Below are 14610 nucleotides of genomic sequence, written 5' to 3'. Positions count from 1 at the left end.
CCCGCGCCTCAATCCACCTTGATGTTCGCCGCCTTGATGATCGGCCACCATTTGGCGATCTCGGCCTTCTGGCGCGTGCCGAGCGCTTCGGGGGTGAGCTGGTTCTGCGGGGTCATCTCCAGGCCCTGGCTTTCGAGCTGCTTCTTCACGGCGGGATCGTTCAGCGCCTCCACGGCGGCCGCATTGAGCTTGCTGACGATCTCCTTCGGCGTGCCCTTGGGCACCCACAGGCCCGACCAAAGCGTCATGTTGAAGCCCTTCAGCCCCGCCTGCTCCGCAGTTGGAATGTCAGGCGCCGAGGCCAGGCGCTTGTCGTCGGTGATGGCGTAGGCGCGGATGGTGCCGGCGCGGACCTGGTTGATGGAGTTGGAGGTCTGGTCGATGATGACGTCGATCTGGCCGGCGATGAGGTCGTTCAGCGCAGGCGCAGTGCCGCGATACGGCACGTATTGCAACTTGACGCCGGAGACGCTCTCGAAATAGACGCCGGCGATGTGGCTGCCGGAGCCTGCGCCGGCAGTGCCTGCGGTCGGCGATGACGGCCGCGACTTCAGCCATTCGATCAGCTCTTTCAGCGACGTCGCAGGCACTGCGTTCTTGCTGACGACGATCATCGGGTTGCTCGGCAGCAGCACCACCGGTTCGAGATCGGCGACGAGGTCGTAATTGAGCTTGTAGACGGCGCCGTTGGCCACGTGGGTACCGAGATGCCCGAACGAGATGGTGTACCCATCAGGCGGCGAATGCACGGCGCGGCCGACGCCGATCGAGCCGCCCGCGCCGGTGACGTTCTCGATCACCAGCGGTTGACCGAGCGACGTCCGCATTCGCTCGGCGAGCACGCGCGCCATCGCATCGGACGGGCCACCGGCCGCGAAGGGCACGATGATTGTGATGGGATGTGAGGGATAGTCGTCGGCGCGCGCGGCGCCGGTAAACGTGACAATGCCGATCAGCGCAGCCCAGGCGGCCTTCTTCATTGTTTTCTCCCAGCGATTTTTGTTTTTTCTTCACCTCGCCCCGCTCGCGGGGAGAGGTCGAATTGCGAAGCAATTCGGATGAGGGGGAGCCTCCGCAAATTCAGCTGTCACCGTCCCCGCGGAGACTCCCCCTCACCCCGACCCTCTCAGCGCGAGCAAAGCTCGTCGCGCCCCCGCAAGCGGGGCGAGGGAGAAGTTAGGTCAGAACTGCGCGTAGTCGATCGGCTTGTGGCGATCGAGCGTGCGGGTAACCGGCGGCAGCGGGTATTTGAGGCCGGTCGCGCAGTTGAACAGCATCACGCGATCGGTCTTGCTCACGCGGCCATCTGCGAGGCTGTCCTTGTAGGCGGCATAGGTCGCGGCACCCTCGGGACACAGCAGCAGCCCCTCCTCGCGCGCGACCTCGTTCAGCGCAGCCGAGATCTTGTCGTCATCGACCGCGATGGCAAAGCCTTTGCTTTGCCGCACCGCGCGCAAAATCAGGAAATCGCCGATCGCCTGCGGCACGCGGATGCCCGAGGCGATGGTGTGGGCGTCCTCCCAGCGCGTCGCATGCTCTGTGCCGGCCTCATAGGCGCGCACCATCGGCGCGCAGCCGGACGCCTGCACCGCGACCATGCGCGGGCGCTTGCTGCCTATGAAGCCGATCTTCTCCAGTTCGTCGAACGCCTTCCACATGCCGATCAGGCCGGTACCGCCACCGGTCGGATAGAAGATCACGTCGGGCACGTCCCAGTCGAGCTGCTCGGCGAGTTCCAGGCCCATCGTCTTCTTGCCTTCGATGCGGTACGGCTCCTTTAGCGTGGACGTGTCGAACCAGCCGACCTTAGCCTTGCCCTCGCCGACGATCTTGCCGCAATCGTCGATATAGCCGTTGACGCGGTAGACGGTCGCGCCCTGCAGCTCGATCTCGCTGACGTTCACCTCGGGCGTGTCGGCTGGGCAGAAGATCGTGGTCTTGATGCCGCACGAGGTCGCGTAGGCCGCGAGCGCCGCACCGGCATTGCCGTTGGTCGGCATCGCCATGTGCTTGATGCCGAGCGCCTTGCCCATCGACACCGCCATCACGAGGCCGCGCGCTTTGAACGAGCCGGTCGGCAGGCGTCCCTCGTCTTTCACGATGATCTCGCCGCCGCCGAGCTTTTTCCCGAGCTTGGGCAGCCTGATCAGCGGCGTGGTGACTTCGCCGAGCGAGACAATATCCTGGCATTTGCGCACCGGCAGCAGCTCGCGGTAGCGCCACATGTCGGCGGGACGCTGCGCGAGCGCGTCCTTGGTCAGCGCCTTCTTCACGCCGGCGAGGTCGTAGCGCACCAGCAGTGGCTTGCCGGCCTTGGAGAGATTGTGGACCTGATCAGCCGCGTAGTGGTCGCCCTCCAGCGCGCATTCGAGATGGGTGACGAAGTTCGGGCGTTCGATGGTGAGGTTGTCGTTGTCGTGCATGGGGTGATTTCCTTCTTATTCTGCAAGAGTTCTTTCGGCTCGTCATTGCGAGCGAAGCGAAGCAATCCAGACTGTCTCCGCGGAAGGATTCTGGATTGCTTCGCTTCGCTCGCAATGACAGCGGTGGGCGGCGATGGCACCCGTCAAATATTCAACACCCTTCCATACGCATCCAGCACGGCTTCCTTCATCATCTCCGACAGGGTCGGATGCGGGAACACCGTGTGCATCAGCTCTTCTTCCGTGGTCTCCAGGTTCATGGCGACGACGTAGCCCTGGATCAGCTCGGTGACTTCGGCGCCGACCATGTGGGCACCCAGGAGCTGGCCGGTCTTCTTGTCGAAGATCACCTTGACCAGGCCCTGGTCCTCGCCGAGCGCGATCGCCTTGCCGTTGCCGACGAAGGGGAAGCGGCCGACGCGGATCTCGCGGCCGCCCTCCTTGGCCTTGGCTTCCGTCAGACCGACCGAGGCGACCTGCGGATTGCAATAGGTGCAGCCGGGGATCAGGAGCTTGTCCATGGGATGCGGATGCAGGCCCTTGATGGCCTCGACGCAGATCACGCCCTCATGCTCGGCCTTGTGCGCGAGCATCGGGGGTCCCGCGACGTCGCCGATGGCGTAGATGCCGGGCACGTTGGTCTTGCCGTAGCCGTCGATCACGATGCAGCCGCGGTCGGTTTTCACGCCGAGCTTTTCGAGGCCAAGGTTCTCAATATTTCCGACGACGCCGACCGCCGAGATCACGCGCTCGAACTCGGTGGTGACGGGCTTGCCCTTGCCGTCGTCGATGGTGGCGACGACGCTGTCGGCTTTCTTTTCGAGCTTGGTCACCTTGGTCGAGGACATGATCTTGATGCCCTGCTTCTCCAGGCGCTTGCGCGCGAGGCCCGCGATCTCGGCGTCCTCGACCGGGAGGATCTGCGGCAGCACCTCGACCACGGTGACGTCACTTCCCATGGTGCGGAAGAACGAGGCGAACTCGATGCCGATCGCGCCGGAGCCGACCACCAGCAGCGACTTCGGCATCTTCTCCGGCACCATCGCCTCGAAATAGGTCCAGATCAGCTTCTTGTCGGGTTCTAGCCCCGGCAGCACGCGGGGCCGCGCGCCGGTCGCAACGATGATGTGCTTGGCCTGGTAGCTCCCCTCGCCCAGCGCGCCCTTCGGCGCCTCGGCGTCGGATTTCTTCACGGTGACCTTGCCGGGCGCGTCGATCGAGGCGGCGCCCCAGATCACGCTGACCTTGTTCTTCTTCATCAGGAAGCCGACGCCGTCGTTCAGCCGCTTCGAGACACCGCGCGAGCGCTGCACCACCGCCTTCGGATCGAACGAGATGTTGTCCGCCGAGAGGCCGTAATCCTTGGCGTGCTGCATGTAGTGGTAGATCTCGGCGGAGCGAAGCAGCGCCTTGGTCGGGATGCAGCCCCAGTTCAGGCAGATACCGCCGAGATAGGATTTCTCGACGATCGCGGTCTTGAGACCGAGCTGCGCGGCGCGGATCGCGGCGACGTAGCCGCCGGGGCCGGAGCCGATGATGATGACGTCGAAGGATGTGTCGGCCATTGCGGCTCCCGGATCAGATCTGTCTAGCAGGCGACATTGCGCTAAGGGTTTTGAGGATCAGGTGATGCGCGAGGATAGCCGCTGCGAGCGCCCCAGCCTCAAGACTTGTGCCCCCGTCGATCCAACGAAGGCGCCAGCACGTCAAAACAACCGCGAGCAGGAGTACGAGCAGAAGCATCGCAAGACCGCTCGCGCGAAACAAGGCGTAGTACATGGCAAGAGTCGCGATCGCCAGCGCGCCATATGCCGGCAGCGTGAAGAGCAGCATGGCATACCCCACTCCGTCTTCGCCCGGTTGCGGCGAAGGTATGTTCCACCAAAATGGGAGGTACAGCGCTAGCAAGAAACCACAACCTGCGATGATGTGGCGCATTTCAAGCCACCCCCCACCACTACACCATCATCATGACGGGATTTTCGATCAGCTGCTTGAACGCGCCGATCAACTCGGCGCCGAGCGCGCCGTCGATCGCACGGTGATCGCAAGAGAGCGTCACGCTCATCATGTGCGCGATCTCGATCTTGCCGCCGCGCACGACGGGGCGCTCCTCGCTGGTGCCGACCGCGAGGATGGTCGCATGCGGCGGGTTGATCACGGCGGTGAAGTGGCTGATGCCGTACATGCCGAGGTTCGAGACGGCGGTGGTGCCGCCCTGATATTCCTCGGGCTTCAATTTGCGGGAACGCGCGCGCGCGGCAAAATCCTTCATCTCGTTGGAGATGGTCGAGAGCGTCTTGGTCTCGGCCTTGCGGATGATCGGCGTGATCAAGCCGCCGGGCATCGCCACGGCAACGCCGACGTCGGAATGGTGGTGCTTGACCATGCCGCTTTCGGTCCAGCTCACATTGCAGTTCGGGATCTTCTGCAGCGCCACCGCCATCGCCTTGATGACGAAGTCGTTGACCGAGATCTTGTAGAGCGGCTTCTTCTCCTTGTCCTTGGGAGCAGCCGCATTGATCTCCTCGCGCGCGGCCAGCAGCTTGCCGATGTCGCAGTCGATGGTGAGGTAGAAGTGCGGGACGTTCTGGATCGACGCGGTCAGGCGCTGCGCAATGGTGCGACGCATGCCGTCGTGCGGGATGATCTCGTAGGAGCCGGGCTCGAACAGCGACAGGATCTGCTTGTCCGACATGGTCGGCGCGATCGAGGGCGCACCGCCGGACGGCGCCGCCGCGGGCGCCTTGAGGCCCTTGCCGGACTTGGCCTGCTCGACGTCGCGGGCGACCACGCGGCCGTGCGGGCCCGTGCCTGACACCATCGACACGTCGATGCCGGCATCCTTGGCGAGACGGCGGGCGAGCGGCGACGAGAACACGCGGCCACCATGGCCGTTGCTCTGCGCGGTGGGAGCCGCGGCCTGCGGCGCCGGAGCAGCGGGCGGCGGTGCGGCCTTGGGGGCGGCAGACGCAGCGGCCGGAGCCGACGCAGCAGCGGGAGCCTCTGCAGTTTTCTCGGCGGCTTTCGGCGGCGCTGCCGAAGCACTGGGTTTCGCGCTACCTGCGGCCTTCACGTCCTCGCCCTCGCCGGCGAGCACCGCGATCACGTCGTTGACGGGGACGTCCTGCGTACCCTCGGGTACGAGGATTTTGGCGATCGTGCCCTCGTCGATGGCCTCGACCTCCATGGTCGCCTTGTCGGTCTCGATCTCGGCGATGACGTCGCCGGATTTGACCTTGTCGCCTTCCTTCTTCAGCCACTTGGCGAGGTTGCCCTTCTCCATCGTCGGCGAGAGAGCGGGCATCAGGATGTTGATGGGCATGCTGACCTCAAGACAAACTTTTCAAAAATTCGCCCCCGGAAGCGAGGACGAACAGGACCTAGATTTAGTTGCCGATGTCGCCTTGCCACAGGCGCTCATTGGCCGGGACGGAACGCCAATTCTTCATCATGGTGATGGAGCGATCGTCGGCAAGATCGATCCAGGGGATGCCGAACTTGTCGAGGATGTCCTTGGAGCCCTCGAAGGTGACGGATTCCCCGATCACCACCAGCTTGACCTTGAACAGAGCGAGCGCGCCGGCACACATCGAGCATGGCGACAGCGTGGTGTACATGACGGTGTCGTGGAACGTGATCGCGCCGGCCTCGCGCAGGCAGCTCATCTCGCCATGCAGGATCACGTTGTTTTCCTGCACACGATTGTTGTGGCCGCGAGCGATGATCTTGTTATCGCGTGTCAGCACGGCGCCGATCGGCAGGCCGCCCTGCGCGATCGAAGCCTCCGCCTCGCGGATCGCCTCCAGCATGAAGTCGAAATGGTGGGCTTCGATCGCCACGGTCAGTGTCCCTTCCCGCGCGGTGTCGTCGTGCCGGTGTCCGTGGGACGCTCGATCTCGGCCTGGAACATCTCCAGGATCCGGTTCATCGCGTCTTCCTCGGTATATTCGCTCTCACGCGCATAGGCGCGCGCGGCGTGGCGGGCGAGATCGACCAGCAGCAGGCCCCACATGTCGGGCTCCTCGAAGGCGCGCTGGAACGCCATCGACAGCCCGCCGTCCAGCACGAAGACGCGCAGGATCTCGACCGCGTCATCGCGGGCAAGCACGTCGGGTGGCAATGGCTGCTCCTTCGGGCCCGCCATGGCCTACCTGTAGCAGACGGCTTTGGCGGCCTCGACCACTTCCGCGACCGAGGGCAGCGCGAGCTTCTCCAGGTTCGCGGCATAGGGCATCGGCACGTCCTTGCCCGAGACACGCGTAACAGGCGCATCCAGATAGTCGAAGGCGTTCTCCATGATGCGCGCGGCGATCTCGGCGCCAACGCCGCTCTGGGCCCAGCCCTCTTCCACCGTGACGGCTCGCCCCGTCTTTTTGACAGAGTTGATGATGGTCTCCGTGTCCATCGGCCGCAGCGTGCGCAGGTCGATCACCTCGGCCTCGATGCCGTCCTTGGCGAGTTCATCGGCCGCCTTCAGCGCATAGGTCATGCCGTTCGACCAGGAGATGATCGTGACGTGGCTGCCGGTGCGCGCAATACGCGCCTTGCCGATCGGAATCACGAAATCGTCGAGCTTGGGCACCTCGCCGGTGTGACCGTAGAGCACCTCGTTCTCGAGGAAGATCACCGGATTGGGATCGCGGATCGCAGCCTTGAGCAGGCCCTTGTAATCGGCAGCCGAGAACGGCGCGACGACTTTGAGGCCCGGAACGCTCGAGTACCAGGCCGAGTAGTCCTGGCTGTGCTGGGCGGCGACGCGGGCGGCGGCGCCGTTGGGCCCGCGAAACACGATCGAGCAGCCCATCTGGCCGCCGGACATGTAGAGCGTCTTCGCGGCGGAGTTGATGATCTGGTCGATCGCCTGCATGGCGAAGTTGAAGGTCATGAACTCGACGATCGGCTTCAGGCCCGTCATGGCGGCACCGACGCCGACGCCGGCAAAGCCGTGCTCGGTGATCGGCGTGTCGATCACGCGCTTGGGTCCGAATTCCTGCAGCAAGCCCTGGGTGACCTTGTAGGCGCCCTGATATTCGGCGACCTCCTCGCCCATCACGAAGACGTCGGCGTCGCGGCGCATCTCTTCGGCCATGGCGTCCCGCAGCGCTTCGCGGATGGTCTGCGTCACCATCTCGGTGCCGGCGGGCACTTCCGGATCGGGTTCAGCAACGGCCTGGGGCGCCGGAGCGGCCTTGGGCGCAGGCGCTTCGGCCTTTGCAGCGGCGGGCGGAGCGGACTCCGCGGCCTTCTCCTGCTTGGCCGGCGCGGGCGCCTTGGCGAGATCGGCGGCGCTCTCGCCATCGGCGAGAATGGTCGCGATCGGCGTGTTCACGGCGACGTCCGCGGTGCCTTCTGGGATCAGGATCTTCCCGAGCGTGCCCTCGTCGGTCGCTTCGACCTCCATGGTCGCCTTGTCGGTCTCGATCTCGGCGATGACATCGCCCGATTTGATCGTCTCGCCCTCTTTCTTAAGCCATTTGGAAAGGTTGCCCTTCTCCATCGTGGGCGACAACGCGGGCATCAGCACTTGAATTGGCATATCGACTCCAAGAGAAAGCTTGCGCGCGTTCAGCGGTAAATGTCGGTCCAGAGCTCGGCGGCATCCGGCTCGGGATCATGCTGGGCAAAGTCGGCAGACGCGTTGACGATGTCGCGTACCTCGGCGTCGATCGCCTTGAGATCGGCCTCGCTGACCTTGGCTGCCAGCAGGCGATTGCGCACCTGCTCGATCGGGTCCTGGTCGTGGCGGACCTTCTCGACCTCCTCGCGCGTGCGGTATTTTGCAGGGTCGGACATGGAGTGGCCGCGATAGCGATAGGTCTGCATTTCCAGGATCATCGGCCCGTTGCCGGCGCGGCACCAGGCCGCGGCTTCGTCGCCGGCGGCCTTCACGGCGCGGACGTCCATGCCGTCGACCTGCCTGCCGGGGATGTTGAAGGAGGCACCACGCTTGGAGAAATCCTGCTGTGCCGAGGCGCGCGAGACTGCTGTGCCCATGGCGTAGCGGTTGTTCTCGATGACGTAGATCACCGGCAGCTTCCAGAGCTCCGCCATGTTGAAGCTCTCATAGACCTGGCCCTGGTTGGCCGCGCCATCGCCGAAATAGGTGACGCTGACATTGTCGTTACCGCGATAATTGTTGGCGAAGGCGAGACCGGTGCCGAGCGAAACCTGGGCGCCGACGATGCCGTGACCGCCGTAGAAGTGCTTCTCCTTGCTGAACATGTGCATGGAGCCGCCCTTGCCTTTGGAATAGCCGCCGCGGCGGCCGGTGAGCTCGGCCATCACGCCGTTAGCCTCCATTCCGGTGGCAAGCATATGGCCGTGATCGCGATAGCCGGTGATGACCTGATCGCCCGGCTTCAGGGCCATCTGCATGCCGACCACCACGGCTTCCTGGCCGATATAGAGATGGCAGAAGCCGCCGATCGCGCCCATGCCGTAGAGCTGGCCGGCTTTTTCCTCGAACCGCCGGATCAGGAGCATGTCGCGGAGCGCCTTGAGCTCCTGCTCCCTGGTGAATTCCGGAGGCGAACCGCCGTTGGTCTTGTCCTGTGGAGTGCTTGCGGCGGCTTTCTTGGGTGCGGCCATGGGAATTCCGGGTCAGAGAAAACTTTCGACCTCTCTAACCCAGTTCAAACGCGCGCGAAAGCACCGCGGCGACGCGGCGCAAGTTTCGTTATGCCGCACTGCAACGTGGTCGAAATATTGCACAATGTTTGGCTCTGATCGGGCAACATTAGCTCCGCTTGCTCACGCCGAGGTGTATGGAATGCCCCGGCGCAGACAGGCCGGCGTCAACAGCACCACGGCAACGCGCCTTGCGCATGTCTCTGTCGTGACGGATCGATGGAATCAGTGACAGGTCGCTGTGCTCGCGCGGCAGCAGCCTTCATCGACGGCGCATCACTTCGCCGGGATCGTCCGAACGAGATCGTGCGGATTGACATAGTCGAGCTGGAACCGCGCCCGCTCGTCCAGCATATCAGGGTCGATCTTCGCGGTACGCAGCAGCGAGACGCGCTGCTCGCTCCTTGCGCGCTCACGCTTGAGCTGCGCCAGCTCGCTGGTCAGCGCGATGATCTCCTGATCGAGCTCCTGGCGCGCGTTGAGGCCGTATTTGCCGGTATAAGCGTTGACGCCGAAATAGCCGACGATCGCGGCCGCCATCGCATAGAGGGCAAGGCCGGTCAGGATCGATTTCAGGCGGGCGCGGGAGACCATCCCGGCAAGATGCGGCAGGTTGGTTAAGAGCGCACTAATTTCCCCTGCCCGCTGCGTCGATCGTCATGCCCGGGCCTGCCCCGGGCATGACGATCGAGGGCCTCAGCCGTGGTGCTTAGCCACGTGCGCCGCGAAGGCGTCGATATAGGCCTGGAGCACGCCCTTCAGCGAGTCCTTGACCAGATTGCCGTCGGCATCGAAGGCGTCGCCGACCGCGTTTAGATAGATTTCCGGCTGCTGCATGATCGGGCCGGCAATACCCGGCAGGATGTTCTGCAGCGTCTTGGCGGCGCTGACGCCGCCGAGCGGGCCCGGCGAGTTGGAGATGATGCCGACCGGCTTGCCGTTGAACGAGCTCTTGCCATACGGGCGCGAGGCGACGTCGATGGCATTCTTCAGCACGCCCGGAATCGCGCGGTTGTATTCGGGCGTGACGAACAGGACGCCATCCGACTTCTGGAGCTTGTCGCGGAAGGCCAGCCAGTCCGCCGGCGGCGCACCCTCCAGGTCCTGGTTGAAGAACGAGATGCCCGCGGGCGTGATGACCTCGAGCTTGAGCGAGGCCGGCGCGAGTTTGGCGAGCGCATTGGCGATCTTCAGCGAGAAGCTGTCCTTGCGCAGGCTGCCGGCGATCGTGACGATGTTGTAGGCCATGGATTGTCCTTGAGGGCTTGAGCGGGAGTGCCGGGCCGGCACTTAAGCGGTCCGGGCCGATGGATGCAAGTGCATGAACCGATCTGGTTTGGAAACGCTGAGTTTCACGAAAGCGGATGCTCACCCAAAACATTCAGGCCGCCAAGTGGCGGCCTGATGTTTCGTGCGAATCCGCAAAGAGGCTCAGATCGTCGGATTCCACGCCTTCGGGATCAGGCGGTACTTCGCGCCGTCCTTCTCGACATGGCCGGCCGAGGGGAAGGTGAAGTGGAAGCCGATCACGGTCGCCTTTTCGGCGGCCGCCATGTCGTAGAATTTGTGGCGGGTTTCCTGCGCCAGCGCCGGGTCGTTGTCGTATGCGACGTGCCAGTCCGGATTGCGCAGGAAGAATTCCGGAATGTTGGTGACGTCGGACTGGATCAGCACCTTGGCATCGCCCGATGCGACCGCGAACGAGGTGTGTCCGGGCGTGTGACCGGGCGTCGCGATCGAGGTGATGCCGGGCGCGACCTCCTTGCCCCAGTCGTACTTGGTGACCTTGGACTCCAGGCCGGTGAAGGTCTTCTTCACGTTGGCGAAGTAGTTCTTCATCATCGGATTGGACTCGGCCTTGGCGGCGTTCTCCTCGCTGGTCCAGAACGCCCAATCCTTGTCGGGCACCTTGATCTCCGCATTCGGGAACGCGAGCGCGCCGTCGGCGAGGCGGATGCCGTTGGTATGGTCGGGATGCAGATGCGAGAGCAGCACGACGTCGATGCTCTTCGGGTCGACGCCGGCGGCGGCGAGGTTTTGCAGAGTGCGGCCGACCGCGCCCTTGCTCGGCTCGAGATTGGCGACGCCGTTGCCGGCGTCGATCAGCACGAGCTTGGAGCCGGTGTTGATGAGCTGCGGATTGAACGGCACCGTAACCATGCCCTTCGGCATGTAGGACGCCTCGCCGGCGGCGAGCGCCTCGTCCTTCGGCACGTTGACGACGAACTTGTCCGGCATCGGGAAGGTACGCGCACCGTCATTGATCGAGGTGCACTCGTAAGTGCCGACCCTGTAGCGGTAGAAGCCCGGTGCCTGCGTCCCGGCTTGCGGCACTGCGGCACTGGCGGCGGTCGGCCGGAGGCCGGTCATGGCGGCCGCACCGACGGCAGCGGCGCCTGCGAGCAAATGGCGGCGATTGAGATCGGTCATGCAGATGTCCCCTTCTGAGCGCCTGCGGTTTTCACGCTTTCAAATGGCGGCGGAATAATCTCCCGCTTCGCTCAGAAGGCAAGACCTCCTTTGGGTGACGTGCCGTCGCAGATCAGGATTATTTATTTGGGGCGTTGGGGAATTTTTCCCCCGTGGCCTGTCGACGCCAGTATCGCTTCGGTGCATGGCCGTAGACACGTTTGAAGGCATGTCCGAAGGCGCTCTCCGACGCGTAACCCAGCTGCGCGGCGGCTGCCGAAACGGTCGCTCCACGCCGTAGCTGATCGCGTGCAAGCCGCATTCGCCATCGAAGAAGGTAATCGAGCGGCGCCAGCCCCACCAGCGACCTGAACCGCTTCGAAAACGCGGATCTCGACATGGCGACCGCGCCAGCCAATGCATCCAGGGTCCAGCGGTGAGCAGCGTTTTCATGCATCAGCCTGATTGCCTTGCCGATCCTGGCATCGACCAGCGCATTGATCCATCCAAGACCCTCGCCGGCACTCTGGTCCAGCGCCGCGCGGAGCACCTGGACGAGCAGGACGTCTGCGAGCCTGTCGGTGAGGACCGCCGCTCCGATTCCAGTCCCCCTGATTTCAAGGTCGAGAATCTGAAGCGTGGAATGAATGACTGACGCCGACGGACTGCGCGATGGTATGAGCAGAAAGCGAGGCAGCGCATCGAGCAGCAGCTCGGCGTCTGACGCTTCGAAACCGAAACTGCCGGCGAGCAGAACCGTATCGCTGCCCGCGTGACGCGCGACATCTGACTGCGTCCAGTCGAACGCCGCCATACCGTCTTCGGGAGCGAGGCGTTCGTCGTTGGCAAGAACATAGGCGGGTGCATTGGCGAGAAGAAAACAGTCGCCGGTGACAAGCCGATGATGGGCTTCGTGGCCAAAATCGATCCAGCAATCACCTCGGATGACAGCGCCGAACTTCAGAGCGGGTTTTGCTGGAAATCGATACGACCAATTGCCGCCCGCCTCGAACCTGGTGCAACGCGCAGCGCGAACGTCCAAGAGTGAGAAGACCTGAGACAGCGGGTCCGAGGCCTTGCCCAAAGTCTTGCCCAAGGTCTTATCCGAGAGGTTGTCCAAGGCTTGATCCGATCTCGACGATTTTCGGGCACTTCGAGCATAGATCATCCTCGCTTCCGATGCGAACTTCATCCAGCAACGAAACGGATGGAACACCCCATGACAGGCATCGCGGGCAAGGTCATCGTCATCACGGGCGCCAGCAGCGGAATTGGCGACGCCACCGCCCGGCATCTCGCAGAACGTGGCGCCATCGTGATCCTCGGCGCACGCCGCTCCGACAGGTTGGAAATGCTGGCCGCGAGCATCGCGTCAAAGGGCGGAAAGGCGTCGTATCTCGCCACCGACGTCAGGCGACGAGAGGATGTCTCCAGGCTCGTCGAACTCGCGACAGACCGACACGGGAAGTTGGACGTCATGATCAACAACGCGGGGATTGCCCCGATTTCGCGTCTGGACGATCTGAGGGTCGACGACTGGGACGACATGATCGACGTGAACGTGAAAGGCGTGCTCTACGGAATCGCCGCGGCGTTGCCGGTCTTCCGTCGTCAGGGCTACGGCCATTTCGTCAACACCCTGTCGACCGCCGGCATCAAGATCGTTCCGACAATGGCCGTCTACGCGGGGTCGAAGAACGCCGTCAGGGCGATTTCCGAAGGGCTTCGTCAGGAGGCCGGCCCGTCCCTTCGGGTCACCACGATCTCGCCCGGTTATGTCGACACCGAACTGCCATCCTCCATGACGGATTCCGCGTTACGGGAGCAAGGGCAAGCAAGCATGAAGGCGATGGCCATTCCGGCAAGCGCCATCGCGGAGGCGATGGCCTTCGCGATAGCGCAGCCGGACAATGTCGATGTCGGCGAGATCGTTATCCGCCCCACCGCTCAGGCCTGAACTCGATCAGGCCCGGACGCCGTCGCACGTCACGACGACTTACTCGGGTTGATGAGGAATTTTTCGCCGGTGGCACGTTTGGCGTAGACCGCGATATTGGCGGGATCGAGTGCTTCCTGAAGCGACACCACCTTGGTGTAGTGGCTGGCGAAGGTGGTCTTCAATTCGTCGACCACACGCTGGCGCAGCCTGGCGCCGTCCGCCGGCCCGATTTTCATCAGGAACGGAAACAGCAGCCAGCCGCCGACGCCCCAGGCCATGCCGAAGCCGCGCGGCAGCTCGATCGGGCGAACATCGAGCCCGCCGTAGACATAGACCTGCTTGTGCACGTTCGAGCCGTAGCGGCTGTATTCCTTCGCGGTCTTGTTGATCGCGATTTCCATGCAGTTGAGGATGTCACCGGCGAGCTTGCCGCCGCCGATGGCGTCGAAGGCGATGGTGGCGCCGGTCTCGACCAGCGCATTGGTGAGATCGGCGAGGAAGTTCGGCGCGGTGGAATCGACGACGTATTTGGCGCCGATCTTGTGCAGGATGTCTGCCTGCTCCTTGCTGCGCACGATGTTGACCAGCGGGATGCCGTCCTTGATGCAGATCTTGTTCAGCATCTGGCCGAGATTGGAGGCGGCGGCGGTGTGCACCAGCGCCTTGTGGCCCTCGCGCCGCATCGTCTCGGTCATGCCGAGCGCGGTCAGCGGGTTGACGAAGCAGGACGCGCCTTCCGCCGGCGTGGTGCCTTCAGGAAGCGGCAGGCACTCGCGCACTTTCAGGGTGCGATACTGCGCATACATCGCACCGCCGATCATCGCGACAGTCTTGCCCATCAGCGCCTTGGCGGCATCGGACGAGCCGGTCTTGATCACGACGCCCGCGCCTTCGTTGCCGACCGGCATGGACTCGTCGAGCCGGCCGGCCATCGCACGCATCGCGCCCTCCGGCACCTTCGCGGTGATGACGGGGGCTTCCTTGGTGCCGGATGCCTTCGCCGTGCTCATGTCGGCTGCGCCGATCAGGAGCCCGAGGTCGGACGGGTTGATCGGGGCCGCCTCGACGCGGACGACGACCTCGTCCGGGCCGGGCTCGGGGGTCGGCACGTCGAGAAGCGAGATCTCGAGCTCTCCGCTCTTCCTGATCAGCGAACGCAGTTGCAGGCCGGTGTTGCCGTCGCTCATGTCGATCCTCCCCTGTTCTCGT

At 63.9% G+C, this 14610-nt stretch carries 15 protein-coding genes; 1 reads left to right on the top strand and 14 read right to left on the bottom strand.

Annotation, left to right across the window (positions count from 1 at the left end):
* Positions 1-8: 8 nt before the first annotated feature.
* From WHZ77_RS15965 to WHZ77_RS15905, 13 genes are all read right to left on the bottom strand, one after another.
* The gene (locus tag WHZ77_RS15965; RefSeq protein ID WP_375314482.1) at positions 9-980 is read right to left on the bottom strand and encodes a tripartite tricarboxylate transporter substrate binding protein BugD; all 972 of its coding nucleotides are present in this window, start codon (positions 978-980) and stop codon (positions 9-11) included.
* A gap of 201 nt (positions 981-1181) precedes the next feature.
* A complete protein-coding gene (locus WHZ77_RS15960) occupies positions 1182-2423 on the bottom strand; it encodes a threonine synthase (protein WP_375314481.1) in 1242 nt (413 codons plus the stop codon).
* A gap of 143 nt (positions 2424-2566) precedes the next feature.
* Positions 2567-3988 (bottom strand): dihydrolipoyl dehydrogenase, encoded by a 1422-nt coding sequence (lpdA, locus tag WHZ77_RS15955; protein ID WP_375314480.1) that lies wholly within the window; start codon positions 3986-3988, stop codon positions 2567-2569.
* A gap of 13 nt (positions 3989-4001) precedes the next feature.
* Positions 4002-4361, bottom strand: coding sequence for a hypothetical protein (locus WHZ77_RS15950; protein ID WP_375314479.1), 360 nt, complete (start codon positions 4359-4361; stop codon positions 4002-4004).
* 19 nt (positions 4362-4380) lie between these two features.
* Entirely contained in the window at positions 4381-5748 is a 1368-nt protein-coding gene (locus WHZ77_RS15945; protein WP_375314478.1) for a pyruvate dehydrogenase complex dihydrolipoamide acetyltransferase, read from the bottom strand.
* A 64-nt stretch (positions 5749-5812) separates the two neighbouring features.
* A complete protein-coding gene (locus WHZ77_RS15940; RefSeq protein ID WP_375314477.1) occupies positions 5813-6265 on the bottom strand; it encodes a nucleoside deaminase in 453 nt (150 codons plus the stop codon).
* Positions 6266-6267: 2 nt separating this feature from the next.
* Positions 6268-6570, bottom strand: a complete 303-nt coding sequence (locus WHZ77_RS15935; protein ID WP_015685879.1) for a DUF5076 domain-containing protein — start codon at positions 6568-6570, stop codon at positions 6268-6270.
* A gap of 3 nt (positions 6571-6573) precedes the next feature.
* Positions 6574-7962: a pyruvate dehydrogenase complex E1 component subunit beta gene (locus tag WHZ77_RS15930; RefSeq protein WP_375314476.1), complete on the bottom strand. Its 1389-nt coding sequence runs from the start codon at positions 7960-7962 to the stop codon at positions 6574-6576.
* A 29-nt stretch (positions 7963-7991) separates the two neighbouring features.
* The gene (pdhA, locus tag WHZ77_RS15925) at positions 7992-9014 is read right to left on the bottom strand and encodes a pyruvate dehydrogenase (acetyl-transferring) E1 component subunit alpha (RefSeq protein WP_375314475.1); all 1023 of its coding nucleotides are present in this window, start codon (positions 9012-9014) and stop codon (positions 7992-7994) included.
* Positions 9015-9329: 315 nt separating this feature from the next.
* Positions 9330-9647 carry a septum formation initiator family protein gene (locus WHZ77_RS15920; RefSeq protein ID WP_375314474.1) on the bottom strand — a complete coding sequence of 106 codons (318 nt, stop codon included), beginning with the start codon at positions 9645-9647 and terminating at the stop codon, positions 9330-9332.
* Positions 9648-9749: 102 nt separating this feature from the next.
* Entirely contained in the window at positions 9750-10301 is a 552-nt protein-coding gene (locus tag WHZ77_RS15915; RefSeq protein ID WP_375314473.1) for an NADPH-dependent FMN reductase, read from the bottom strand.
* Positions 10302-10484: 183 nt separating this feature from the next.
* Positions 10485-11483, bottom strand: a complete 999-nt coding sequence (locus WHZ77_RS15910) for an MBL fold metallo-hydrolase (RefSeq protein ID WP_375314472.1) — start codon at positions 11481-11483, stop codon at positions 10485-10487.
* A 118-nt stretch (positions 11484-11601) separates the two neighbouring features.
* Positions 11602-12582 carry an AraC family transcriptional regulator gene (locus tag WHZ77_RS15905; RefSeq protein ID WP_375314734.1) on the bottom strand — a complete coding sequence of 327 codons (981 nt, stop codon included), beginning with the start codon at positions 12580-12582 and terminating at the stop codon, positions 11602-11604.
* Between the two features lie 99 nt (positions 12583-12681).
* Between WHZ77_RS15905 and WHZ77_RS15900 the strand changes: the two genes are divergently transcribed.
* Complete coding sequence (locus tag WHZ77_RS15900; protein WP_375314471.1) at positions 12682-13419, top strand: SDR family oxidoreductase; 738 nt, start codon at positions 12682-12684, stop codon at positions 13417-13419.
* Between the two features lie 29 nt (positions 13420-13448).
* Here the strand turns inward: WHZ77_RS15900 and WHZ77_RS15895 are convergent, their stop codons facing one another.
* On the bottom strand, positions 13449-14588 hold the full coding sequence (locus tag WHZ77_RS15895) for a zinc-binding dehydrogenase (protein WP_375314470.1): 1140 nt from the start codon (positions 14586-14588) through the stop codon (positions 13449-13451).
* Positions 14589-14610: the final 22 nt, after the last annotated feature.

This window comes from Bradyrhizobium sp. A5, from assembly GCF_042076515.1.
GTDB lineage: Bacteria > Pseudomonadota > Alphaproteobacteria > Rhizobiales > Xanthobacteraceae > Bradyrhizobium > Bradyrhizobium cosmicum.
The sequence above is the reverse complement of the archived record's forward strand: the minus strand, read 5'-3'. Positions and strand labels throughout refer to the sequence as shown.

Excerpts from the sequence above, each read along its gene's own strand:
- WHZ77_RS15910 (WP_375314472.1), bottom strand. The coding sequence starts at position 11,483 with ATGACCGATCTCAATCGCCGCCATTTGCTCGCAGGCGCCGCTGCCGTC.
- lpdA (WP_375314480.1), bottom strand. The coding sequence starts at position 3,988 with ATGGCCGACACATCCTTCGACGTCATCATCATCGGCTCCGGCCCCGGC.
- WHZ77_RS15965 (WP_375314482.1), bottom strand. The coding sequence starts at position 980 with ATGAAGAAGGCCGCCTGGGCTGCGCTGATCGGCATTGTCACGTTTACC.
- WHZ77_RS15950 (WP_375314479.1), bottom strand. The coding sequence starts at position 4,361 with ATGCGCCACATCATCGCAGGTTGTGGTTTCTTGCTAGCGCTGTACCTC.
- WHZ77_RS15900 (WP_375314471.1), top strand. The coding sequence starts at position 12,682 with ATGACAGGCATCGCGGGCAAGGTCATCGTCATCACGGGCGCCAGCAGC.
- pdhA (WP_375314475.1), bottom strand. The coding sequence starts at position 9,014 with ATGGCCGCACCCAAGAAAGCCGCCGCAAGCACTCCACAGGACAAGACC.
- WHZ77_RS15915 (WP_375314473.1), bottom strand. The coding sequence starts at position 10,301 with ATGGCCTACAACATCGTCACGATCGCCGGCAGCCTGCGCAAGGACAGC.
- WHZ77_RS15960 (WP_375314481.1), bottom strand. The coding sequence starts at position 2,423 with ATGCACGACAACGACAACCTCACCATCGAACGCCCGAACTTCGTCACC.
- WHZ77_RS15945 (WP_375314478.1), bottom strand. The coding sequence starts at position 5,748 with ATGCCCATCAACATCCTGATGCCCGCTCTCTCGCCGACGATGGAGAAG.
- WHZ77_RS15930 (WP_375314476.1), bottom strand. The coding sequence starts at position 7,962 with ATGCCAATTCAAGTGCTGATGCCCGCGTTGTCGCCCACGATGGAGAAG.
- WHZ77_RS15895 (WP_375314470.1), bottom strand. The coding sequence starts at position 14,588 with ATGAGCGACGGCAACACCGGCCTGCAACTGCGTTCGCTGATCAGGAAG.
- WHZ77_RS15935 (WP_015685879.1), bottom strand. The coding sequence starts at position 6,570 with ATGGCGGGCCCGAAGGAGCAGCCATTGCCACCCGACGTGCTTGCCCGC.
- WHZ77_RS15920 (WP_375314474.1), bottom strand. The coding sequence starts at position 9,647 with ATGGTCTCCCGCGCCCGCCTGAAATCGATCCTGACCGGCCTTGCCCTC.